The sequence below is a fragment of the Streptomyces sp. NPDC002467 genome (assembly GCF_042889825.1).
Taxonomy (GTDB): Bacteria; Actinomycetota; Actinomycetes; order Streptomycetales; family Streptomycetaceae; genus Streptomyces.
Genome location: NZ_JBIARJ010000002.1, coordinates 207,773 through 229,727, shown reverse-complemented (window position 1 = coordinate 229,727; position 21,955 = coordinate 207,773). Strand labels below are relative to the sequence as shown.

Sequence of the window (21,955 nt, the reverse complement as noted above, 5' to 3'; positions counted from 1 at the left end):
CTGTGGCAGGACCGTACCCCCAGTGCCTCGCGCAGCGCGGCTTCGCTCGGCGCGCCGGAAACCGTGCCGTCCTCGTGCCCGTAGAGGCGGCAGGACATACTCGGTGCCGCTCCCCCGGGTGCGAAGGGGTCGACACCATCGACCAGGACGCTTCAGCCAACACAATCCACGATATCCTGAATTCAGGATCTGGTGTACTTTCGTGATGTGCTGACCCTTGCTTCCGACATCGAGGTCCTCGTGCGGTTCGGCCGTGCTCTCGCCGACCCGATCCGCTGCCGCATCCTCCTCGCGCTGCGCCAGGCCCCCGCGTACCCGTCCGACCTCGCCGACGCCCTGGACATTTCGCGCACCCGACTGTCCAACCACCTCGCCTGCCTGCGGGACTGCGGCCTGGTCGTCGCCGTCCCCGACGGCCGCCGCACTCGCTACGAGCTCGCCGACGAACGCTTCGGCCACGCACTCGACGACCTGCGCACCGCCGTGGTGGCGGTCGCGGCCGACAAGACCTGCGTGGACGCAGAAGAAGAGGGGTGCTGCTGATGGCCGCCGAGATACCCATCGGCGTAAGCCCGGCCCCGGCCCGCCGCGACGTACTGGCCCGCCGGATACGGCTGCTGGTCGCGGCCACCATCACCTACAACGTGATCGAGGCGATCGTCGCGATCACCGCCGGGACGATCGCCTCGTCCACCGCGCTGATCGGATTCGGCCTCGACTCGGTCATCGAGGTCTCCTCCGCCGCCGCGGTCGCCTGGCAGTTCTCCGCTCGCGAGCATGCGGTACGCGAGGCCCGGGAGAAGACCACGCTACGGATCATCGCGGTGTCGTTCTTCGCGCTCGCCGCATACGTAGCCGTCGACGCCGCCCGCACGCTGGCCGGCACCGGTGAGGCCGAACGCTCCGTTCCCGGCATCGTCATCGCCGCCCTCTCGCTCGCGGTGATGCCGTTCCTGTCCGCCGCCCAGCGCAAGGCCGGGCGCGAACTGGGCTCCGCGTCGGCGGTGGCCGACTCCAAGCAGACCCTCCTGTGCACCTACCTCTCCGCCGTCCTCCTGGTCGGCTTGGTTCTCAACGCCACCCTCGGCTGGTCCTGGGCCGACCCCATCGCCGCCCTGGTCATCTCCGCCATCGCGCTCAAGGAAGGCCTAGACGCCTGGCAGGGCAAGGGCTGCTGCGCGACACCCGCCGCCACCGTCGTGCCGTCCGTCGACACGGCGACGGACGCGTGCGGATGCCGACCCGGTTGCGACTGCTGCGGCTGACCCGGCGCCATCACCTGGCGAGTACCGGCCAAGCCAGCCGCCGCAGTTGAACCTCAGCTCGCCAGGTCCAGCCGTGCCTCCTCCAGGTCCAAGGAGCGCTGGAGGTTGCGGCGCGTGGTGTCGCTGATGTGGTGTTCGTCGTACAGCCGCTGGAGTTCGGCCGCCTCCACCCGGATGAGGTCACGGCGAAGCAGCCGGTACACGTAGTCCGCGGACTCGGCCAGGTCGGCTTCCTCCAGGCGGTCGTGGGCATGTTCGAGACGTGCCTGCAGACTGCGCCGCAGGCGGTCCGCCACGACGTCCGGAACCGCTTCGAGGTCGGACATCTCGTCCAGTCGCCGGATCCCGGCGGATGCGAGGGCGCACCGGGCCGAGGCCTCCTCGCGTTCGGTGTGGTCCGGTTCGAGGGCGATTCCGGAACGGCGGACCACGTCGGCCAAGGTGAAGCCCTGGGCGACAAGGGTGACCACCACCACCGACGTCGTCAGCACGAGCACGAGTGGCCGCTGGTCCAGAGGGCTTCCGTCGTCCGCCAGGACCGGGATGGACAGCGCCGCGGCCAGCGGGACGACGCCGCGCGTTCCCGCCCAGGTCAGCACGGCCGGGACGCGCCAGGACGGGCGTACGCCGGCGTTGCGCTGGACGACGGCCGAGAGCGGCAGGACCCACAGAAGGCGCACGGTGACCAGGGTCGCGGCGACCGCCAGGGCGTACAGCGGCCAGAGTCCGTCGGCGGCGGTCAGCGCGGCGACCTGTCCCGGCAGGGTGAGCCCGATCAGGCTGAAGACGACGCTCTCCAGCAGGAAGAGCACGGTGCCGTTGACGGCGTGCAACTGGATCCGTATGCCGGCGTTGGTCAACCGGTCGGCCCGGCCTCCGAGCACGACACCCGCCACGACGACTGCGGTCACGCCCGACGCGTGCACCGCCTCCGCCAGCACGTAGGCGGCGTACGGGGTCACCAGGGCGATGACCGTCTCCAGTACCGGGTCCTCGGTCCTGCGTCGGATCAGCGCCACCACCCCGGCGACAGCTCCCCCGATGAGAGTGCCGCCCCCGGCGAGCGGTGCGAACTCGGTGCCCGCCGCCTGCCAGGACACTCCGGCGGAGGCCGCGGCGACGACGACGGCGACCCGGAAGAGCACGAGCGAGGTGGCGTCGTTGAACAGGCTCTCGGCCTGTACGAGGACCTGGACGCGGGGCGGCAGCGCCAGGCGTCGGCCGAGCGCGGTGACCGCCACCGGGTCCGTGCTCGCGAGGATGGCCCCGAGCACCAGCGCCATCGGCCACGTCAGCGGAGTGATCAGCGACGCGATCACCCCGACCGCGGCCGCCGAGGCCAGCACCAGGCCGACGGCGAGCACACTGACCGGCTTCCACACCAGGCGCAGCTCGCGCCAGGACAGTTCCTCCGCGCTGGCATAGAGCAGGGGCGGCAGCACGACGAGCCCGATGACTTCGGGACTGACCCTGATCTCGGGGGTGCCCGGTATCAGCGCGACGACGAGGCCCGCGACAACGAGCAGTGAGGGCGCGGGGATCCGCCAGCGGCGGGCACCCGTGGCCACGACCGTGGCCAGCACCACGAGGAACAAGACCGTACCGACGCTGCGCATTCCGCCCCCACCCGAGTCGACGCGGACCGTGCGGTCACGCGACGCCGACCAGGCTTCCCGGCACACCGCCTTCACCCTATCGATGTAACGGCCGTCAATACACCGTCAAAGTCCCACCCCAGTGCCGTTAGGAGTGCATCAGGGACGTTTCGTTCACGACCTCGCTGGTGTTCGCTGTTGAGGTTGAGGGCGTCCGGAGGAGTCGGGTACGGGTGAGTACGGAGAATGTCGTCGGCATCATCATTGCGGTCTGCCTGGTCGGGTATCTGATCCTGGCGTTCTTCTTTCCCGAGAAGTTCTGAGCATGACGACGACGGACGCGGCCGGCCTGACGGCAGGGGCGGCACAGCCGGTCGTCCGGCCCGGAAGGCTCAAGGTCTTCCTGGGCGCGGCCCCCGGTGTCGGCAAGACGTACCGCATGCTCGACGAGGCCCACCGCCGGGTGGCGCGCGGGGCGGATGTGGTGGCCGGTCTCGTGGAGTGCCACCGGCGCCGGCACACCGAGGCGAAGCTCGACGGCCTGGAGATGCTGCCCTTGGCCGGCCACGACTACCGTGGCGGCCGGTACGCGGGGTTGGACCGGGAGGCGCTGCTGTCCCGGCGTCCGCAGGTGGTGCTGATCGACGAGCTCGCCCACACCAACGTCCCGGGCGGCGGCCGGCACCCGAAGCGCTGGCAGGACGTCGAGGACATCCTCGCCGCCGGGATCGACGTCGTCACCACGCTCAACATCCAGCACCTGGAGTCGCTGAGCGACGTCGTCGAGAAGATCACCGGGGTGCCGCAGCGCGAGACGGTGCCCGACGAGTTCGTACGCCGCGCCGACGAGATCGAGCTGGTCGACATACCCCCCGAGGGGCTTCGGCGCCGGATGGCCCACGGCAACATCTATCCCCCGGAACGGATCGACGCCTCCCTCGCCAACTACTTCCGCCCCGGCAACCTCATCGCGCTGCGGGAGCTGGCCCTGCTGTGGCTGGCCGGACGAGTGGACGAGGCGCTCCACAAGTACCGCGTCGAGCACGGCATCGGGGAAGTCTGGGAGACCCGGGAACGGGTGGTGGTGGCGCTCACGGGCGGCCCTGAGGGCGAGACCCTGATCCGTCGCGCCGCCCGCATCGCCGGCCGCTCCGCGGGTGGCGAACTGCTCGCCGTGCACATCGCACGCAGCGACGCCCTCGCCGCCGGGGTCTCGCACGCGGCGCTCGCCGCGCAGCGGGCCCTCGTCGAGGACCTGGGCGGCAGCTACCACTCCGTCGTGGGCGACGAAGTACCCACCGCCCTGGTGGACTTCGCCACGGCGGAGAACGCCACCCAGCTCGTCCTCGGTACGAGCCGCCGCCGCAGGCTGGAACGTTTCCTCACCGGCCGGGGAATCGGCGAGACCGTCGTCGGGCTCTCCGAGGACATCGACGTCCACATGGTCACGCACGAGCGTGCCGGTCACGGCCGGCTGCTGCCGTCCCGCCGCCGCACGCTGCCCACCTCCCGGCTCATCGCCGGACCCGTGGCCGGTGTCGTCCTCCCGGTACTGCTCACCCTCGCCCTGGACCGGATGCGCGGCACGCTGAACCTGACCAGCGAGGCGCTGCTGTTCCTGGTGGCCGTCGTCGGCGTGGCCTGCATCGGAGGCGTCGCCTCCGCCGTGATCGCGGCACTGACCGCCGCCCTGCTCCTCAACTACTGGTTCATGCCGCCCATAGGCGAGTTCACCATGAGCGACCCGGACAGCGTGCTGGCGCTGGTGGTCTTCGCCGTCGTCGCCGCCACCGTGGCCGCCGCCGCGGACAGGTCCCTGCGCCTGTCTCGCCGCGCCGCCCGGGCCACGGCCGAGGCCGAGACGATGTCCTCCCTCGCGGGCAGCATCGTGCGCGGCGACCAGACGATACCGGCCCTGCTGGAACGGACCCGGGAGACCTTCGGCATGGACACCGTCGAGCTGGCTCCGGAAGCACCTGACGCCGCCTCCGGGACGGAGAGCGGGCACCGCATCCGTGGCGGCCCGGACCCCGACCTGGTGGTCGCGGCCGGGCCCGGCGACTTCCTCGTCCTGCGCGGCCGTACGCTGCCGTCCTCCGAGCGCCGCGTCCTGGCCGCCTTCGCCGCGCACGTCGGCGCTGCGGTCGAGCGGGCCCGCCTGGCCGAGGCCGCCGCCGAAGTCGAACCCATCAAGGCCGCCGACCGCCTGCGCACCGCCCTGCTGCGGGCCGTCAGCCACGACCTGCGGACTCCACTGGCCGGGGCGCTGGCCGCGATCGGCTCGCTGCGCGCCCCGGACGTGGACTTCTCCGAGGAGGACCGGGCGGAGCTGCTCGAATCCGCCGAGATGTCCCTGAACCGGCTGAACCGCCTGGTGGAGAACCTGCTCGACCTCAGCCGCCTGCAAGCCGGCGCCCTCACCCTCGAACTGCGGGCCACCACTCTCGAGGAAGTCCTGCCCGCCGCTCTGGATTCACTTGACCTGCCGTCGGCGGATACGCCCGGCATCGACGTACAGAACCTGGAGACCGTGCCGGCGCTGCAGGCCGACCCGCCTCTGCTCGAACGGGTCCTGGCCAACCTGGTCGGCAACGCGGTCCGCCACGCCCCCGCAGACCGTCCGGTACTGGTGACGGCTAGCGCCCTGGCCGGCCGCGTCGAGGTCAGGATCGCCGACCGGGGCCCCGGAATCGCCGCCGACGACCGCGAGCGCGCCTTCGAGCCCTTCCAGCGCCTCGGCGACCGCGACAACACCGCCGGACTCGGCCTCGGCCTCGCCCTGGCCCGTGGACTCACGGAAGCGATGAACGGCACCCTCACACCCGAGGACACCCCTGGCGGCGGTCTGACCATGGTCCTGTCCCTGCCCGTCGCCGCCGATGCGACCGCAGGGCGGCTCTGACCCGTATGTCCTCCTCCACCCTCCACCTCCGAACGGGCCTCGGACAGCGGTCCCAGCACACGATCATCTGCGGGGACGACGGACTCGTGCACCGCCTGGCACAGGAACTCGACGCCGTGTGCGGCGAAGCCGTCACGGTCGTGCTGCCGTCGCGCCGCGATGGGCACGGCGCCGATGTCGTCGCCCTGCACCGGGATCCCCGCTCCCCCGTCGAACTGCTCATCTCCGCCAGGCCGGACGAGCAGACCCTGCGGGCGGCCGGCGTCGAACGTGCCGCCGCGCTCGCGCTCACGTACGGCGACGACCAGATGAACATGACCGCAGCCCTGCTGGCCCGCAGCATCAATCCGTCCGTGCGCCTGGTCATCCGCATGTTCAACCGGGACCGCGGTCGCCACCTGGAACGCCTCCTCGACCGCGCAGCCGCCGCATGGACGCCAGACGACGACTCGTCCGTCGACGCGTCCACGACGATCCTCTCCGACGCCGACACCGCCGTACCCGAGCTGGTCGCCGCCGCCGCGGTCGGACGCGGCCACACGCTCCAGGTCGAGGGCAAAGTGTTCCGCGGTGTCGTACGACCGGCCGGAACGCCACCCCACGCGACGGACCTGGCCACCCTTGCCGTCCTCTCCGGAACCCACATGGACGATCCGCTGGGCGAGGACAGTGCGGAAACCCCCGGCGCGAGCGGCACCCAGCTGCTGCCCGACACCGCGACCGCGTACCACCGGCAGTTCACGCACGGCCGCCTCATGCTCGAGGAGGTGACCCAGCACCATGCGCCGCCGTCCCCCTCCCGCCGCCGGCGGGCCTACGCTGGCTGGCTGCGCGACCGGATCGGGCACCTGCCCTGGAAGATCTTCGTCTCCCGCGAGGTGACGGCCGTCTTCGGGGTCCTCGGCGCGGCCGTGGTGCTCCTGGCCGCGGCAACGGCCGTCGTGGAGGACGGACCGCTGTGGAAGTCGGTGTACCTGCCGCTGCTGGACATCTTCACCATGGGCGACCCGGCCACCGAGGAGTCGACGGCCCGCCAGGTGCTCCAGCTGATCGCGGGTTTCGTGGGCCTGGCCGTACTACCGCTCGTCGTGGCCGCCGCCATGAACGCCACCCTGGCCTTCCGCACCGCATCGGCCGACCACGTACCCGATACGAGCCTGCACGACCACATCGTCCTGGTCGGCCTCGGGAAGATCGGCACGCGCGTCCTGGCACAGCTGTGCACCACCGACCACAAGGTCGTGGTCATCGAGCGGGATCCGCAGGCCCGGGGGGTCGCCTTGGCGCGCGAGCTCGGCGTGCACCTGCTCCTTGAGGACGCCGCCGCCCCCGGAGTACTGGACCTCGCCCGCATCACCACCAGCAAGTCGCTGCTCGTCCTCACCCACGACGACGGCGAGAACCTCGACATCGTGATGGCCGCCCGCGAGAGCAATCCCCGGGTGCGGGCGGTGATGCGCCTGTACGGAGACGACTTCACCGCCACCGTCTCGCGCACCATGCGTGCCGGCTACCCGGAGGCCCTCACCCGCAGCCGCAGTGTCTCGGCACTGGCGGCACCGTCCTTCGCCGCCGCGATGATGGGCCGCCACGTGCTGGGGGTGATGCCGGTGGAACGCGGATCCCTGCTCTTCACCGTCGTGGACGTCGCCGGCCACCCGGAACTGGAAGGGCACTCGATACACGAGGCCTTCAAGGAGCACGAGTGGCGCGTGCTCCCCGTCGGCCCTTCGACCAGCCGGCATTCAGCCTCGTCCACGGACACGCTCGGCGGATTCCGCACGGACCGACCCGCATTCGACTGGCGCCCGCCACACGGACGGATCCTGCGGCACGACGACCGAGTCGTGCTGGTTACCACACGCCGGGGTCTCGACTTCCTGATGACGGGAGTCCAACCCCTCCCGGCAAGCCGCAGACAGCATCCGGCCCATTGATCTCGTATGACGCGCAATCGCCGCACCGGCCGGCTCACGCCCTGGATCACGCAGGGGAAGTCATCATCACCATGGGGGTCTTATGTCGTTCGATGAGGAATGGGCGGAGCTCAGGTCAGCCGCTGTCGAGAAGCAGACCGCCATGCGGCTCAATCAGCTCGAACCCGGAGGGGGCGGTGGACCGGGGCCGCAGGGGGATCTGGTGGTCACGCAGAAGGATCTCGCGGCCGTCGGCGACGCGGCATTCAAGCTCCGCCAGAGGCTGGGCACCGACGGGGACCACGCCAAGGCCAGTACGTACGAGGCGGCAGGCTCCTTGAAGAAGGACTTCGCCTTGGGCGCGGCCCTCTCGACGCTCGCGGACAAGTGGCACGACCAGGTCGGCACCCTGCTGGATGCCTGCGCCCACATCTCCAACCACCTGGACTACACGCAGAACGCGCACGCCGAAGACGAGTACTGGATCGCGACCCAGTTCAAGTTCGCGCAATTGGAAAAGGGCTTCGAGGAAAGGGCGCAGCACTGATGGATCTGGACGCACTGCGCTTCGCGGACTTCTCGAAGCTGTCCACGGCCGTGGCCGACTGGACGGCCATGGCGACCAAACTGTGGGAGCTGGAGTCGGATGCCCGCGGTGATCTCGGTGGGAAGGCGGCGAAGGCCGACTGGGCCGGGGTGAATGCCACCGTGACACGGGAGTTCATCGGCAAGACCGCCGAGGAGTTCGCCGACGCGGCCACCGAGGCCACCAGCATCGGGAACATCCTGCGCGACACCCATGGTGAACTCGTCGACTACAAATCCCGGCTGAACGAGGCGATCTCGAGGGCCCTGGAGAAGAACCTGACCGTTGTGGGGACCGGTGACGGCGGTTTCACCGTCACGATGAACATCCATCCCGACCGTGCGGCCAAGGGTCACACGGTCCCGGAGCACACCGAAGCCGACGCGACCGCGTTCCGCGACGAGGTGCAGCGGATCCTGCAAGGGGCCACCGAAAGCGACTCGACGGCTGCCCAGGCCCTGACCATGCTGGTCAGCCAGACCCCGTACGGCTTCTCCGACGCCGCCTACTACGACCGCGACCGGGCAGCGGATGCGATGAAGGACGCCGACCGGATCGCGAAACTCCTCAAGGCCAAGGGGGACGACATGTCCCCGGAGGAGTTCGACAAGCTCAACTCAGACTTGGCGAAGTACAAGGACGACCGGCTCTTCCAGGAGACGCTCGCCACCACCATCGGCCCGCGCGGCCTGCTCGATTTCTGGGCGGACCTGGCCGACCCCTCCGACGGTGGCGCTCTCCAGCGCTCCCGTCACGACCAGTTCGGCGACTTCCAGCGCAACCTCTCCCTCACCCTTGCCGGCGCCACCCAGTCGGACAGCCCGGCGATGCGCACGTGGGAGAACGACATGGTCAGGCTGGGCGAGGAGCGGATCCAGACCCGCGGCAGCCAGGTCTACGGGTATCAGGTGATGAGCAACCTCATGCGCAGCGGGGACTGGGACAACCGGTTCCTGAACGACTACGGCAACGCGCTGGTCGCCACCGAGAAGAAGATGAAGCTTCCCGGCAACTACTGGAACGGCGGCGTCCCGCCGGTGCCGAAGATGAACTTCATCGGCGAGGACTTCGGTCGCGACCCCATGACGGGCTTCATGACCGGCCTGGCGGCCAGCCCGCACGCCGCGACCGAGTTCTTCAACACCACCCAGCCCACCGACAACGCCCAGTACGTCCTCGGTGACCGTCAGACCTTCGACGACACCCCGCTCGACAACAAGGACGGCAACTCCGCCCGCGAGGCCACCGGCGCCGCCCTGGTCTCCGCCACCACCGGGGTCAACCCGAACGACCCCACTGCACGCCCCGCGAACCTCACGCCCGAACACCGTCAAGTCCTCGACCGCTCCCTGAAGTACCTCTCCGAGCGCGGCGACGACTTCCCCTCCGAGATGCGCGACGACATGGCCAAGATCCTCTCCACCCACAGCGACGTCGTCCACCACTCGGCCAGCTCACTCGCCGACGACAGCAACGATCCGCGCCTACTTGACCGCCACCGGCTCCTGGAGGTCAGCAAGCAGGTATCCCGCGACCAGGACTCCTACGGCATGCTCAACGAGGCCATGAACCGCGAAATGATCAAGGACATCCACGCGGACCACCCCAGCGACCCCAAGGAGAACCTGCTCCGGGCCGGCGCCACCGTGGGCTTCCTGGAAGAGGCCCGCTACCAGGCCCTGAAGACCGACAAGGACGACCCCTCCTGGGACGCCAAGTGGCTCTACCACGGCTTCGGCGGCGCTGCGAACTTCATCCCCGTCGTCGGAGATGCCGCACAGCGGGGCGTGGACGCCCTCGCCTACCAGTGGCAGCTCGACGAACAGGCACGGATCAACGCCGAAACCACGCGCCAGAACGGTGAGACGTTCACGGCCCGTGAGCGGCAGCTCCAGGCCCTGGCCGACGAATGGGCAAAGGTCAATCCCGGCGGCGGCAACAACCGCTACGTGCTCACCTCCGAGATCAACGGAGCTGCCTTCGACGGGAACCAGAAGGCCCAGGGTCTGGCGGGCGCCCAGTGAGCCGCCGCTACGCCATCGCCTGGGCCGTGCTCGTGCTCTCCGGTGCGGCCGGGTGCGCGCAAGGCCAGGAGTACGCCGTACCCGGTGATGTCTGCGGCGTCGAGGTTCAGCCCGCGCTTCTGGAACCGCTGCTGCCGCCGGGTGAGTCGTTCAACCAGGGCAAGACCCATGAAGGGGGTGGAGACATCACCGGCTGCGCGATGGAGGTCGACAAGCGACGCGAACTCACGTTCCAGGCAAGTCTGGTGGCCGCCGATGTGAACCCACTCGAAGTCAAGAGCACCAACCTCCTGCGCGCCGGGAATCCGCAGAAGGCCGACATCGGCAGCGACGCACGTATCGCGGACAACGCGGCCATGGCATACAGCGCGTGCACGTACAAAGGTGAGCCCCGCCGATACGTGGTGGAACTATGGGTGCAGAAGCCGTCGGCTGACGTCAACGAGCGCCGCAAGGACCTCGCCCGCTTCATCACGGCGTACCTCCCTGCCGCTCAGAAGGCAGCGGGCTGCACCCCTTGACCGGAAGCGCCATCCCTGTGAGGCGATGCGGGACACCGAGAACCTTCGAGTGAGGACACAGCCCGTGCGGTACGACGACGAACCGGTCTTCAAGCGCAGCAAGTGGGGCACGAACCGCTACCACTACGACCCCGGCAACCCCGTCGGGCTCGCACTGATCATCATCACGCTGCTCTTCGTCGGCACGATGGTGATCCTCATGGCCAACCGGGCCGGGCCGTTCAAGCCCGCGCCCGCCCCCGCACCGTGGAGCCCGCCACCGTACGACCACTCGCGGCCGTCGCCTTCGGGCAGCCCGGCGAGCGGTTGAAGCCGATGGGGGTCCTCGCCCGGCGGGAACCCCCATCAAGATGGCGTAGCCATCACATCAGCAGCGCGTCAGGGTCCGACTCCAAGGCCTCTACCAGCCCTAACGTCGCTCTCATGGGACGACGTTTCACTCAGGCCGAGACCGGCGCACCAGGCGCCGAAGCGGCGCCTCCTGGACCCTGCGCACACGACATCCACTGGGCCGGCGAGACGCGCTCAGCGCTCGGCGTCGCGTTCCTCCTGTTCACGGCCCTGTTCGCTCTGGACGCGGGTTTCGGAAGCCTCGATGTGGCGCGCGGCGTCCTCTGGACCGGCCTGGCCGGCCTCCTCTTCGTCATCTTGCTTCCGCCTCGGGTCTCCGTACACCCCGGTCTGCTGAGCGCCCGCGGACTGCTCATGACGAAGACGGTCCGTACCGACTCACTCGTCTCGGTCCGCTGGTCCGACGGCGTGGCCCAGCGGATGATCCTCCGGGACACGGAGGGAAGCCAGGTCGAGATCGACCCGACGGTCCTGGTCCGCAACCCGGCGATGTGGCACCTCTTCGACACGGACAGCCGCTCATCCCTCCAGCACGGCACCCTGCTGCACGGCGCGCCCTCCCTGCGACAGCTGGCGCAGCGCATCGACCGGGAGACGGCCCACACGGTCTTCAAAGTCTCCGACTTGCACTGACCCCTTCCCACCCTCACGCCGCCAGTCACCGATCACGCTCGGGCGCTGCTGCCGGCAGCGTGAGCGTCACCGCGAACCCGGTCCCGACGGTGGAGCGCTCCACGGTGCCGCCCATGGTCTCCGTAAGGTCGCGTGACATGCGCAGGGCCAGGCTGTCGGCGCTGCGGACCCGGGGCGCCCCTGACGCTGGCTCCTCCGCGCCCTCGCGGGCTCCGTCAGCGATGCGGATGTCCACGAGGCCGGGCCGTGTCTCGACCGTCAGTCGCGCGCGCCGGTCCGGCGGGCTGTGCCGCTGTGCCTCGGCCGCAAGTGTGGTGAGGACGCGGGTGAGGACGGCCGCGTCGGCGATCACGTCGGGCAGCTGCTCGGGGAGGATGCAGCGCAGCGTATGGCCAGGGCCGAGGGCGTCCAGCACTGCGGTCAGCAGCTCGTCGAGGTCGACCGGACGAAGGTAGAGGTCGAGTGCGCCGGCGTGCAGTCGGCTCAGGTCGTCGAGATCCGAGACGAGCCGGCCCGCGCGGCGCAAGGCCGAGCGGGCCGTGTCGAGGCGGCGGGCCTCCCCGGGATCCGCGAGGGTACCCAGGCTGTTCAGCGCGGCGTCAGCCGTGCGGAGCGGACCGCGCAGATCCCGGCTCGCGATGAGGAGCAGTGAGGCCCTGGTGTGCTCGGCTTCGGCCCGCAGGCCCGTCTCGGCATCATGGGCGGCAAGCCGACCGTGGGAGTACGCCATGCCCAACTGGGCGGCGCACGCTCCCAGTACGCGCTGGTCGTCGCTGCTCAGCGGCCTCCCTCGCGCGGCCAGCGTGATGTTGTCGCCCATGGGGCTCTCCACGTCGGCGTCGTAAGGGTGCTCGGGCGGCTCCACGCCGGTACTGGCGACGACGTACCAGCGCGGCTCGGCGGCATGCCCGGTGTCCCTCTCCAGCAGGCTGACCGCGTCCAGGCCGAAGTCCTCCCGTACTTGTTCGAGCAGGGTCGGCAGATCCTGGCCGTGCATCATGGCGGTGGCCAGCCGGCTCAGCGCCCGGGCCTCGGAGCTTGCGCGGACGGCCTGGTACGTGCGTTGGGCGGCCCTGCCCGCGGCCATGCCGACGACGACTGCCGTGACGACGTAGACGACCATCGCAAGGACGTCGGCGAGGTGCTCGATGCGGAGCGAGTGCAGCGGCGGGGTGAAGTAGTAGTCGGCGAGCAGTCCCGCGGCGAGTGCTGCCAGCAGGGCGGGGACGAGGCCTCCGACCAAGGCGATCACGACGACGGCCAACAGGTAGAGCACCAGGGCGAGGGAGAAGTCGACGTGTCCGCCCAGGAGAACCAGCAGGAGGGTCAGGGCGGGCAGCATGATCGCTGCGAGCACGATCGCCGCCCGGAAGCGCCGCGGGCCGGTGGCGCGGCTCGGGTGCGGCAGCCGCAGGGCGGAAGACGACCCCGCGGCGTGTTCGTGGGTCACCACGAGCACGTCGATGGGGCCGGACCGCTGGATCGTCCGGTGGCCCACGCCGCCGCGGAGGAACGTGGAGAGCCTGCCGCGGCGGCTCGCGCCGAGCACGAGCTGGGTGACGCTCTCGGCCTCCGCGAACTGCAGCAGCGCCTCCGGGATGTCGTCACCTGTGGTCTGGTGGTAGCTCCCGCCCAGGAACTCCACCAGCTCGCGCTGGGTTGCGAGGGAGGCCTGATCCCCATGGGTGAGGCCGTCGCTCGGGACCACGTGCAGAGCCAGCAGCTCGCTGCCGGGGACGCGGGCCGTGATCCGGGCCGCGCGGCGGATCAGGGTGCCGCCCTCCGGGCCGCCGGTGAGGGCGACCATGATGCGCTCGCGGGTCTCCCAGGCGGTGGTGATGCCGTGCTCGGCGCGGTAGCGCTGAAGCCCTTCCTCCACGCGATCGGCGAGCCACAGCAGCGCGAGCTCGCGTAGTGCGGTGAGGTTGCCGACGCGGAAGTAGTGGGTGAGGGCGGCCTCGATGCGCTCCGAGGGATAGATCTCGCCGTGCAGCATGCGTCGGCGCAGCAGCTCGGGGGGAAGGTCTACCAGTTCGATCTGCTCCGCGCGGCGGGCCACCTCGTCGGGCAGGGTCTCCCGCTGCGCGACACCGGTGATCTGCCGGACCACGTCGCCCAGGGATTCCAGGTGCTGGACGTTGAGCGTGGTGACGACGTCGATCCCAGCGTCCAGGAGTTCCTCGACGTCCTGCCATCGCTTGGAATGGCGTGAGCCGGGCACATTGGTGTGGGCCAGCTCGTCGACCAGGGCGGCCTGTGGGCGGCGGGCAAGCACCGCGTCCAGGTCCATCTCGGTGAACGTCGCCCCGCGGTACTCCATGCTGCGCCGGGGAATGATCTCCAGACCTTCAGTGAGAGCTGCGGTGGGCCGTCGCCCGTGCGGCTCTACGAACCCCACGACCACCTCGGCACCGGCCGCGGTGAGCCGCTGCCCCTCCTTGAGCATGGCGTACGTCTTCCCCACCCCCGGGGCCGCCCCGAGGTAGATCCGCAACCGTCCACGCGCCATGGGAGGGCTCCTGCCCGGCCGTCACACCGTTCGCCCACCTCCATGGTGCTCCTCGCTCGCCCCACTCGTACGGATCGGACCCATGGGACAGCCTCCACGGCGCCGGAAACTAGCTGAGAGCCGCTCCTCCAGGTCAGCCGCCGATGGTCACGGCGAGGGCTCCGCAGACGAGCATGCCCACGGTGCAGCCGTCGGCTATCCACGCCCGGGTGAAGCGCCGGACCGTACGGTCGTTCCCCCTCAGGTCCCGCCGTTCCGCAAGCCCGGCCTTGATCCGCGCGACGGTCCGGTCGGTCGAACCGACGAACTGGTCGATGATCGACCCGGCGAACCCGAAGGCCGCGATCTCCACGGCCTGCGTCGTCGTGATGACCAGGTTCCCACCGGTGTCAGCCTCGACCCGGGCCACGTACCGGTAGGGCACGTCATGGGTGAACACCGGATTCACCACGGACAGCACCTTCCGGCCGAGCACAACGTGTGACCCCGTGATCCGCCGGATGAACGCGATCCCGCCCAGACATACGGCCATGACTGTGAGCGCGTCCGCGTCCGGTCCGCGTCCGGCCATACTCACCCAGGCGCCGAGGACGAACCCTCCGAACAACACGGTGAAGATCAGGGACAGGGCGATGAAAGACTTCCTGCGTAGCACCGTCCGGCGTGCTCTTTCCTCAGATCTCATGTCACCGGGTACGCGGCGGACGCTGGGCTCGTGTGATCAGGACCATGGCGAAGAGGAGACCCACGACGCCCGGCATGGTGACGACGGACCGGTAGGCGGAGTCGACCACCAGGAGTCCGACCAGCTCGACGCCGAGCGCGGCAGCGATGATCAGCTGGGCCCAGCCGAACAGACGCGGGCGGACGATGTGCCGGCGCTGCCAGGGAAACAGCCACCCACGGCTGAGCGTCGCACCACCGGACCCGGCGATCAACAGCGCCACCACACCGATCGGTACCGCGAGGTACATGCCCAATCCCATGACGCCTCTCCACCTCTCCGTGGGTGTGATGATGCCAGGGCAGATCAAGCGGGGGGTCTGCGCCCCCATGAGGCCGGTAAGGCCAAGACCGCTGCTCGGTACGGCGCGTCGTACCCAGCCACCCGGCTTCGATCGCCACCGCGGCCCCTGGACGTTGTCCGGCCACCGGCGTCCTCGTCCGGGGTGTCGCAGTGGACGGTATCCCGGACTTGGCCTCTCCACCTTAGGCGGGTGGGCGGGCCTCTACTGCTTGGCGCAGCCGAATCTGGCCTCGGCCGCCTTGGTGAAGGCGATGAACAGGCCCCGGGGAGCGGGCGCGCCGGCGTCCAGGGATTCGGTGTAGCGCGGGCCGGGTTCCATGGCGAAGTACGTGGGCTTGCCGGAACATTTGGTGACCGTGTGGGTGGAGTCGAACCCCTGCCCTGTGAACCCCTCGGACTTTCGAATCCCCGCGATGGCAGCGGGATCCTGGGTCACCGAGAAGGTTGCGTAGGCCTGCTCCGCACCCTCCTCCGCGGCAGTTCCACAGCTCCAGGTAGAGCCGCCGTCCTGGACGTTCTCCCGCAGGACGGCCGGGAGTATGAAACCGGACAAGCCACACACACTGCCTGCCGCGCCCGGGCGTTGCGGCGCGGCGGGCGCAATACGGTCGGGCGCTCTCAGCGCCTCGGTTGCAACGGCCGTTGATCGGAGTGAGGTTGACGCGTTCTGTGTTGACGGACGGATCGATTCACCAGGCCTCCTTCTGCTACGGTCATCCGTTCGCTAAGGAGGCCTTGATGACTGGTTCCCTGCCCGTTGCTGCCCAGGTGGATCTGCGCCGTCAGCCCGTGGAAGACGTGCTGGAGCGTGTGGAAGCTGCCCTACGTGTGGAATTGGATCGGCAGGCTCTGGTACGTAAGCGCCGTTCCGTGGGCGGCCGTACGGAGCGGGGTACGTGGGTGCGCATCGAGCGGCGGGGATTCGAACGGATCGGCGCGCAGGGCTGGAACGGGACCGAGGCCGCCGCCGTGCTGCAAGGGATCGCGATGCCCAAGTGGTACCAGGGCGTGGCATGGCGCGAGCCGGGCGAGCCCGTGATGTGGCGCGCAGATGAGATGGAGCTCATTGCTTCGCCGCCTGTCGGCAAGGGTGCCCTGGTGCTCGAAGACCCGGGCCTGCCTGATGCGTGGTGGGAGGCGCTGAGCCGTTCGCTGGACGCCCTTGCAGCACAGCAGACCCCGCGGATCGCCACGCCGGACACGGTGACGATCACGCAGGATGGGGTAACGCAGACCCTCAGGGAGGTCTTCCCCGGCATCGCCGATACGCAGATCGAGCAGTGGATGCCGGCTCATGCGGATCTGACGTGGGCCAACGTGATGGGACCGGAGTTCTCGATCATCGACTGGGAGGACTGGGGCATGGCTCCCCGGGGCCTGGACGCCGCAACTCTGTGGGGCAACGCGCTTGCCGTCCCGGCGCTGGCGGACCGCGTCCACCGTGAGCGTCGTGCGGACTTGGAGAGCCGGGACGGCAAGCTGATGTCGCTCTTCTTCCTGTCGAAGATCGTCGGCCCCCACGCGTACGAGGAGGATCCGCTGCTGGCACCGGCCCGGAAGGAGGCCGAGCGGCTGGTGGCCGAGCTTCAGTTCTGACGGTGTGAGTGGAGAGCGCGGAGGTACTGGCTGACAGCGGCGGTGTCCACCTCGGCGCCAAGGGCCTCGACCAGCTGGGCCAGGTGGCCGGGGTCGTCGGTGCCGACGGCCACTGCGGCGGCACTGGGCAAGTGAAACGCGGTCCTGAACGCCGCCTGTATGCGGGACAGGTCCCCTTGATGTGCACACAGGAACGGCCTAGGGTCGAACTCCTCCCACATCTTCCCGGGGCCGCCGCCGAAGGGGCTCATGCCCCAGGTCTCGCCCGCCTTCCAGACGTCGCGTAGGACGGCCATGGCATCGAGGAGGTCGACCCCTACGAGGAACCCGGATCGGACCATCAAGACATCCGGAGATGGCAGGCCCTCCACCCCGACCGCACTGATCAGCCGGGGGTCCCAGCAAGCCACACCCCAGTCCCGGCATAGACCGTCACGGGCAGCGTCGGCCAAGGCGCTGCAGGCACCACCGAGGAGGGTGTGGCCCTCGGCCGGCGACAGGCCCGCGAGGCTCCGTTCCGGGTTGTGGAGAAGGACGGTGTCGGGTTCCCTGCCGAGCTCCCGCGCAGCCTTCTCGATGGCGACGCGCAGCCGACCCGGATCGAGGGAGTGCTCAGCGCCTTCGGTACCCGGGAAGAAGCCAACCTTCGTGGACAGGGTGAACTTCGGCAGCAGATAGGCCGCCGTCGCGGCCAGCACCGTGTGCGAGCGGAAGCCGAGGTAGGGAGCTGCTGTGTCCAGGGCGGTGACGCCGAGCTCGAGCGCGGCCGTCAGGACGTCCCGGTGGTGACGAGACCGGTGTAGGCCGAGGACAAGGCGGGGGTCAGCTCCGTGCACAGTTCCTCCTTCACCAGGATCTCGGCGAGCTGTTCCACGTCCAGGCCGGTCTTCTCGGTGGCGTCGGCGATGTCGACGGGGTGGCCGCTCAGCAGCAGGGCGAGGGCGGGGTACGCCTTGCCGGCGAACGTGAGCTTCTTGCCTGCGGCGAGAACGTCCACGGTGTCGTGGTGCTGTTCGATCATGGGCTCGAAGTCGGTGACGCACACGACGGCCGCGGGCTTACCGAACAGGCCGGTGGCCGGGACATGCCGGGCGGCCAGGCGCTCCCGCTCGCGGGCATCGAAGAAGTCCTGCGGAGTCAGTTTCGTAGACATCTCGGCGACGGCGTCGGCCAGGAGCTGCTGCTGTCCCTTCCACTGGCCGGGGGAGTTCCAGCGGTCCAGGTCGTACCGGAACAGGTCCTGCGTGCGGGCCTGGTCGGCGAGCCAGGCCAGCCAGTTCACGCCGACGCGCTTCACGATGCCGAAGGTGGCGTGCAGGCTGTAGCCATCGCCCTGGTCGTCCCGGGTGGCCTGGTGCCAGAAGCCGCCCGGGATGTGCATCACGTCGCCGGGCTCCACGACGCCCTGCCACACGATTTCCTCGCTGGGCTCGGAGTTGGGGGCGGAGTCGCGGTACATCGGAGCCTTGCGCGAGGCGCCGCGGACCTCCCAGGTCTTGCGGCCGGCGAGCTGGACGATCAGGGTGTCGTGGTCGTCCCAGTGGAGGTTGAAGCCACTGGCGTCCTGGGTGGTCAGGTAGGCGTTCACCTGCACCAGCTCGCGGGCCCACCACTGGAGCGCGCGGCAGGTCGCCTCCATAGGCGGGTCGAAGAAGTCGACCTCGTCCAGGACCATGGTGCAGCCCTCACGCATCAGCGCGCCGACGCGGTGCATGTCAGCCATCGGGATGGCCTGTCCACGCCGGGTGACGGAGGGGTGGATGTAGCGGCCGGGGTGGAGTTCGGCCCCGTCCTGGAAAATGCGGAACTGGGGCGTGGTGACGCTGCGGCGCATCACCAGGTCCAGCAGCTTCCTGGGGTTGAGCAGGCGATCGAGCAGATCAAGGTCCTCGATCGTTCCCCGGGCGAAAGCGGCTCCGAGTGCGCCGGGTCCGTCCCAGCCGAGGGCTTTCTCCATTGCGGTGACGAAGTGGTGGTCCACGTCTTCCTCCGGTCGACGTCATGGTGTGAGGGCCGGGGGCCGCCGTGATGACGGGCCCCCGGGTTGGTGCTGTGGTGTGCTGGCGGCGCTACTCCTGCGGGAGGTTCAAGCCGTCGCGGTTCTCGCCGTCGTCGCCCGCGGAGGTGCCGGTGGAGTCGGACTCCGCCGCCGCAGCGGTGAAGCGGTCCTGGACCTCGATCAGGCTCTCGACTCCGATCAGCAGGTCTTCCTTCTGTGCTGCCATGCGTGTCTCCATTTCGTGGAATTCCAGAGCCGACGGGTGTCGACCCAGCCCCGATGGGGCGTGCCTCACCAGCCCTGCTGCTTCGGTGCCTGTGAGGAGATGGGGGTGGCGCGAGGCCACAGCGTGTGAACGGGGATTCCTGAGGCCGATTAGCGGTCAGCGTCTGGGATCACCAGCGATGGTCAGGACGACCACCAAGACGGTGACGGCAGCGGCGTAGAGGAGTACGGCGAGCTGTTGGCGCCAGCCCCACCGTGCTCGACCGCGTACTCGGGGATCCCGATCTAACGGGGCTTTCAACGGCGGAAGGCGGCCACTACGCCGCCCCCGGCTCGATGGATGCGGGCTGAAGGGCTCGGGCCGAGGAAGCGGCACCACCACAGCGGCGGCACTCGCACGGGGGGTACCGGGCGGGGTTGGAGAGGATGTCGAACGGGTCGCCTTCCAGGACCCGTGTGCTCGGCGACCACGTCCGGCCCGAGTCCCGCGACACCCGGATACTCATCAGGGCGCGGGGTTCTATGCCCAGGTCAGGGGTTCTACTGAGGGCCATTCGCTCTGTGTCAGGAGTACCCGCCGAATCGTTCAAGGCGGTCGTCCTCGGTCGCTTCGCCATGTGCACAAGGATCGCGATCAGGCCGATGTAGCAGAAAGGCCCAGCGGGTTACCCAACTTGGGTAACATCACGGTCCGTTGAGACCCCGAAGCGATCCGTAGCCTTCCTCCGGAGCGTGCCCGATGCCCGAGTCACGTCACGCGAGGGAACTGCCGGCAAGTCTGCTCACCGATGCCGAGATGATCGACGCGTGCCGCGTACGCGACTTCGCCAGAGTCTTTCGCCTGGTGAAGGCTCGGGCAGGCATCTACCCGTCGATGATCGCACGCCAGTGCGAGCTGACACCGAGTCGGGTGGGTGAGGTGATCGCGGGCCAGCGGCAGCTCCTCCACATGGACGTGATCGAGCGAATTGCCGACGGCTTGCGCATCCCAGGGCACATGCTCGGGCTTTCCCGACGCGAGTGGGAAACGCCGGCCGCGCTCGCGGTGGCCGAGCGCGAGCCATCAGAGCCTGCCCACGCGCCCGTTGGGCCGGGCCACTTGCGGCCTTACCCGGGGTGGAGGTGGACAGCATCCTCGCCATGGCCACCGGAACCAATCCGAGCCCCTCCACTCTCCACGCGCTCCGGTCCTCGATCGAGGACTACTGGCGACGTGACGACGAGCATGGTGGGGAGACCCTTCGACCGGCCGTCGTCGGCCAGCTCCGATACGTGGAGGGGCTACTGAAGGGCCGGCGGCCGACACCGATACAGCACGGCCTGTACAGCATCGCAGCGGAGTTGGCGCGGCTGACTGGGTGGACCTACTTCGATGCTCGGCAGTACCACCAGGCACGCGCGTACTTCTCGGAAGCTCTACAACTGGCCAGGGAGATCGACGACCATCCCTTCATGGCCAACGTGCTGGCCTGCATGAGCCTGCAAGCGACCTATCAGGACAAGCCGGCCGACGCGCTTGCACTGGTGTCTGCTGCCCAAGATCAAGCCCGTGCCGCCAGCGGGACGACGCCGAGGGTGCGGTCGATGCTGGCCATGCGCGAAGCCTTCGCCCACGCGACCTTGGGGGACCGGAAGGCTACGCATACCGCGATTTCGGAGGCCCACAGCCAATTCGAGCGCGTCCACGAGGGCGACCCGGACCCGGCCTGGGTGACCTACTTCGACGAGCCGAAGCTCATCGTGGACACAGGCATCGCGCACGGCCGTCTCGGCGAGGCGGCGATCGCCGAACCGTTGATCGCGGATGCCCTGGCGCGGGAGGATCCCGCGAATCAGCGCGGCCGGGCGTTCCACGCCTTCTGGCTGGCCCGTACTCAGCTGCAGCGGGGCAAGCTCGACCAGGCTTGCCACACAGCGATAGAGGCACTGGCGCCCGCCGCGGCGGTGTCGTCCGAGCGGGTGACCGGGCACCTTCGCGAGTTCTACGAGCAGCTTGCGCCCTATCGCGAGGTGCCGGCCGCGGTTGCCTTCGAGGCACGCCTACGAGCAATGCTTCCCCCGCCGGGTCAGCGGACCCCTTCGTCCATCAGGACGTAGAGGAGGCCGACGAGAGAGCCGCTGCTGACGATCTCGCGGCGGTCGATCATGCCTCGGATGTTCGCCAGCGGAATCCACTCGACCCGGTCCGACTCGTTCTTCTCGGTCGGCGGACCGTCGTACGTCGCACCGTCCGCGCGGAACAAGTGGTGCTGGGAGTCCGTGATGCCGTTCGCAGGTTCGGCGTAGATCAGCGGCTTCATCGGGCCCGGACGCCAGCCGGTCTCTTCGAGGACTTCACGGGCAGCAGCCTCGCCGGGCGTCTCGTCCGCCTCCACCAGGCCCATGGGCAGCTCCCAAGCCCAGGCGTCCGTGATGAACCGGTGGCGCCACATCATCAGGACCTCTTGACGGTCGTTGATGACAGCGGCCACGGCCAAGTGCCGAAGCTTGACGACGTGGTGTTCCCAACGGTGCCCGTCCGGCGTCTCAATGTCGGTGAGCCACAAGTTCACCCACTTGTTTTCGTAGATCGGACGTTCACCGTGGATCTTCCACTGCATCGCTGCGGCCCCTCTCGATCGACCTCCAGCATCGCAGAGCCATATCGAAAAGAAGCCTGGTTCAGGCAAATTCACGTCACACTGACGAATATCGGCAGGGTCCTGTCGGCGCTCAGGCGCTCCTGCTGGAGCCCGGCCATGAAGGCTCCACCATCTGCGCCCCGTTGACCGCCGTCCGGGCCGAACACCGCGGCTGGCGGCAGACG

The 21,955-nt window shown here is 69.3% G+C and carries 21 protein-coding genes and 1 pseudogene; 13 read left to right on the top strand and 9 right to left on the bottom strand.

What is annotated here, in order from left to right:
* Positions 1–207: 207 nt before the first annotated feature.
* Both ACFYYJ_RS04395 and ACFYYJ_RS04390 read left to right on the top strand, forming a co-directional pair.
* On the top strand, positions 208–543 hold the full coding sequence (locus ACFYYJ_RS04395; RefSeq protein WP_389128350.1) for an ArsR/SmtB family transcription factor: 336 nt from the start codon (positions 208–210) through the stop codon (positions 541–543).
* Complete coding sequence (locus ACFYYJ_RS04390) at positions 543–1,265, top strand: cation transporter (protein WP_389128348.1); 723 nt, start codon at positions 543–545, stop codon at positions 1,263–1,265. Before ACFYYJ_RS04395 ends, ACFYYJ_RS04390 begins: the two co-directional genes overlap by 1 nt.
* A 53-nt stretch (positions 1,266–1,318) precedes the next feature.
* On the opposite strand, the gene ACFYYJ_RS04385 is transcribed toward ACFYYJ_RS04390, so the two are convergent.
* Positions 1,319–2,881 (bottom strand): Na+/H+ antiporter, encoded by a 1,563-nt coding sequence (locus tag ACFYYJ_RS04385; RefSeq protein WP_389128346.1) that lies wholly within the window; start codon positions 2,879–2,881, stop codon positions 1,319–1,321.
* Between the two features lie 212 nt (positions 2,882–3,093).
* On the opposite strand from ACFYYJ_RS04385, the gene kdpF reads away from it, so the two are divergent.
* The 8 genes from kdpF (at position 3,094) to ACFYYJ_RS04345 (ending at position 11,793) form a co-directional block, all read left to right on the top strand.
* Positions 3,094–3,183, top strand: a complete 90-nt coding sequence (kdpF, locus tag ACFYYJ_RS04380; RefSeq protein WP_099888229.1) for a K(+)-transporting ATPase subunit F — start codon at positions 3,094–3,096, stop codon at positions 3,181–3,183.
* A gap of 2 nt (positions 3,184–3,185) precedes the next feature.
* Positions 3,186–5,762: an ATP-binding protein gene (locus ACFYYJ_RS04375; RefSeq protein WP_389128344.1), complete on the top strand. Its 2,577-nt coding sequence runs from the start codon at positions 3,186–3,188 to the stop codon at positions 5,760–5,762.
* Positions 5,763–5,767: 5 nt separating this feature from the next.
* Positions 5,768–7,699 carry an NAD-binding protein gene (locus ACFYYJ_RS04370; protein WP_389128342.1) on the top strand — a complete coding sequence of 644 codons (1,932 nt, stop codon included), beginning with the start codon at positions 5,768–5,770 and terminating at the stop codon, positions 7,697–7,699.
* An 82-nt stretch (positions 7,700–7,781) separates the two neighbouring features.
* On the top strand, positions 7,782–8,225 hold the full coding sequence (locus ACFYYJ_RS04365; protein WP_389128340.1) for a hypothetical protein: 444 nt from the start codon (positions 7,782–7,784) through the stop codon (positions 8,223–8,225).
* Positions 8,225–10,288, top strand: coding sequence for a hypothetical protein (locus tag ACFYYJ_RS04360; protein ID WP_389128338.1), 2,064 nt, complete (start codon positions 8,225–8,227; stop codon positions 10,286–10,288). Before ACFYYJ_RS04365 ends, ACFYYJ_RS04360 begins: the two co-directional genes overlap by 1 nt.
* The gene (locus ACFYYJ_RS04355) at positions 10,285–10,809 is read left to right on the top strand and encodes a hypothetical protein (RefSeq protein ID WP_389128336.1); all 525 of its coding nucleotides are present in this window, start codon (positions 10,285–10,287) and stop codon (positions 10,807–10,809) included. Before ACFYYJ_RS04360 ends, ACFYYJ_RS04355 begins: the two co-directional genes overlap by 4 nt.
* A 64-nt stretch (positions 10,810–10,873) precedes the next feature.
* Positions 10,874–11,119: a hypothetical protein gene (locus ACFYYJ_RS04350; RefSeq protein ID WP_389128334.1), complete on the top strand. Its 246-nt coding sequence runs from the start codon at positions 10,874–10,876 to the stop codon at positions 11,117–11,119.
* Between the two features lie 113 nt (positions 11,120–11,232).
* On the top strand, positions 11,233–11,793 hold the full coding sequence (locus tag ACFYYJ_RS04345; protein ID WP_389128329.1) for a hypothetical protein: 561 nt from the start codon (positions 11,233–11,235) through the stop codon (positions 11,791–11,793).
* 25 nt (positions 11,794–11,818) lie between these two features.
* Here ACFYYJ_RS04345 and ACFYYJ_RS04340 read toward each other — a convergent pair whose 3' ends face one another.
* From ACFYYJ_RS04340 to ACFYYJ_RS04325, 4 genes are all read right to left on the bottom strand, one after another.
* Positions 11,819–14,302, bottom strand: a complete 2,484-nt coding sequence (locus ACFYYJ_RS04340; protein ID WP_389128327.1) for a DUF4118 domain-containing protein — start codon at positions 14,300–14,302, stop codon at positions 11,819–11,821.
* Positions 14,303–14,435: 133 nt separating this feature from the next.
* Positions 14,436–14,957 carry a hypothetical protein gene (locus tag ACFYYJ_RS04335; protein WP_389128325.1) on the bottom strand — a complete coding sequence of 174 codons (522 nt, stop codon included), beginning with the start codon at positions 14,955–14,957 and terminating at the stop codon, positions 14,436–14,438.
* A 31-nt stretch (positions 14,958–14,988) separates the two neighbouring features.
* The gene (locus ACFYYJ_RS04330; RefSeq protein ID WP_389128323.1) at positions 14,989–15,288 is read right to left on the bottom strand and encodes a hypothetical protein; all 300 of its coding nucleotides are present in this window, start codon (positions 15,286–15,288) and stop codon (positions 14,989–14,991) included.
* Between the two features lie 243 nt (positions 15,289–15,531).
* A complete protein-coding gene (locus ACFYYJ_RS04325) occupies positions 15,532–15,882 on the bottom strand; it encodes a hypothetical protein (RefSeq protein ID WP_389128321.1) in 351 nt (116 codons plus the stop codon).
* A 185-nt stretch (positions 15,883–16,067) separates the two neighbouring features.
* On the opposite strand from ACFYYJ_RS04325, the gene ACFYYJ_RS04320 reads away from it, so the two are divergent.
* Positions 16,068–16,925, top strand: coding sequence for a hypothetical protein (locus ACFYYJ_RS04320; protein WP_389128319.1), 858 nt, complete (start codon positions 16,068–16,070; stop codon positions 16,923–16,925).
* Here the strand turns inward: ACFYYJ_RS04320 and ACFYYJ_RS04315 are convergent.
* The 3 genes from ACFYYJ_RS04315 to ACFYYJ_RS04305 form a co-directional block, all read right to left on the bottom strand.
* On the bottom strand, positions 16,916–17,761 hold the full coding sequence (locus tag ACFYYJ_RS04315) for an aldo/keto reductase (protein WP_389128317.1): 846 nt from the start codon (positions 17,759–17,761) through the stop codon (positions 16,916–16,918). The genes ACFYYJ_RS04320 and ACFYYJ_RS04315 overlap by 10 nt on opposite strands.
* Positions 17,695–18,906, bottom strand: a complete 1,212-nt coding sequence (locus ACFYYJ_RS04310) for a JmjC domain-containing protein (RefSeq protein WP_389128315.1) — start codon at positions 18,904–18,906, stop codon at positions 17,695–17,697. Before ACFYYJ_RS04310 ends, ACFYYJ_RS04315 begins: the two co-directional genes overlap by 67 nt.
* Before the next feature lie 88 nt (positions 18,907–18,994).
* Positions 18,995–19,150 (bottom strand): hypothetical protein, encoded by a 156-nt coding sequence (locus ACFYYJ_RS04305; protein ID WP_389128312.1) that lies wholly within the window; start codon positions 19,148–19,150, stop codon positions 18,995–18,997.
* 738 nt (positions 19,151–19,888) lie between these two features.
* Here ACFYYJ_RS04305 and ACFYYJ_RS04300 point away from each other — a divergent pair.
* Positions 19,889–20,089: pseudogene (locus tag ACFYYJ_RS04300) on the top strand (hypothetical protein); the annotation flags it as partial.
* Between the two features lie 182 nt (positions 20,090–20,271).
* Positions 20,272–21,246 carry a hypothetical protein gene (locus ACFYYJ_RS04295; protein WP_389129073.1) on the top strand — a complete coding sequence of 325 codons (975 nt, stop codon included), beginning with the start codon at positions 20,272–20,274 and terminating at the stop codon, positions 21,244–21,246.
* On the opposite strand, the gene ACFYYJ_RS04290 is transcribed toward ACFYYJ_RS04295, so the two are convergent.
* Positions 21,216–21,749, bottom strand: coding sequence for an NUDIX hydrolase (locus ACFYYJ_RS04290; protein ID WP_327414570.1), 534 nt, complete (start codon positions 21,747–21,749; stop codon positions 21,216–21,218). The two genes, ACFYYJ_RS04295 and ACFYYJ_RS04290, sit on opposite strands and share 31 nt — an antisense overlap.
* Positions 21,750–21,955: the final 206 nt, after the last annotated feature.

Coding starts and splice junctions, on each gene's coding strand:
- ACFYYJ_RS04390 (WP_389128348.1), top strand. CDS start 543: ATGGCCGCCGAGATACCCATCGGCGTAAGCCCGGCCCCGGCCCGCCGC.
- ACFYYJ_RS04385 (WP_389128346.1), bottom strand. CDS start 2,881: ATGCGCAGCGTCGGTACGGTCTTGTTCCTCGTGGTGCTGGCCACGGTC.
- ACFYYJ_RS04375 (WP_389128344.1), top strand. CDS start 3,186: ATGACGACGACGGACGCGGCCGGCCTGACGGCAGGGGCGGCACAGCCG.
- ACFYYJ_RS04370 (WP_389128342.1), top strand. CDS start 5,768: ATGTCCTCCTCCACCCTCCACCTCCGAACGGGCCTCGGACAGCGGTCC.
- ACFYYJ_RS04365 (WP_389128340.1), top strand. CDS start 7,782: ATGTCGTTCGATGAGGAATGGGCGGAGCTCAGGTCAGCCGCTGTCGAG.
- ACFYYJ_RS04360 (WP_389128338.1), top strand. CDS start 8,225: ATGGATCTGGACGCACTGCGCTTCGCGGACTTCTCGAAGCTGTCCACG.
- ACFYYJ_RS04345 (WP_389128329.1), top strand. CDS start 11,233: ATGGGACGACGTTTCACTCAGGCCGAGACCGGCGCACCAGGCGCCGAA.
- ACFYYJ_RS04340 (WP_389128327.1), bottom strand. CDS start 14,302: ATGGCGCGTGGACGGTTGCGGATCTACCTCGGGGCGGCCCCGGGGGTG.
- ACFYYJ_RS04330 (WP_389128323.1), bottom strand. CDS start 15,288: ATGGGATTGGGCATGTACCTCGCGGTACCGATCGGTGTGGTGGCGCTG.
- ACFYYJ_RS04320 (WP_389128319.1), top strand. CDS start 16,068: ATGACTGGTTCCCTGCCCGTTGCTGCCCAGGTGGATCTGCGCCGTCAG.
- ACFYYJ_RS04305 (WP_389128312.1), bottom strand. CDS start 19,150: ATGGCAGCACAGAAGGAAGACCTGCTGATCGGAGTCGAGAGCCTGATC.
- ACFYYJ_RS04290 (WP_327414570.1), bottom strand. CDS start 21,749: ATGCAGTGGAAGATCCACGGTGAACGTCCGATCTACGAAAACAAGTGG.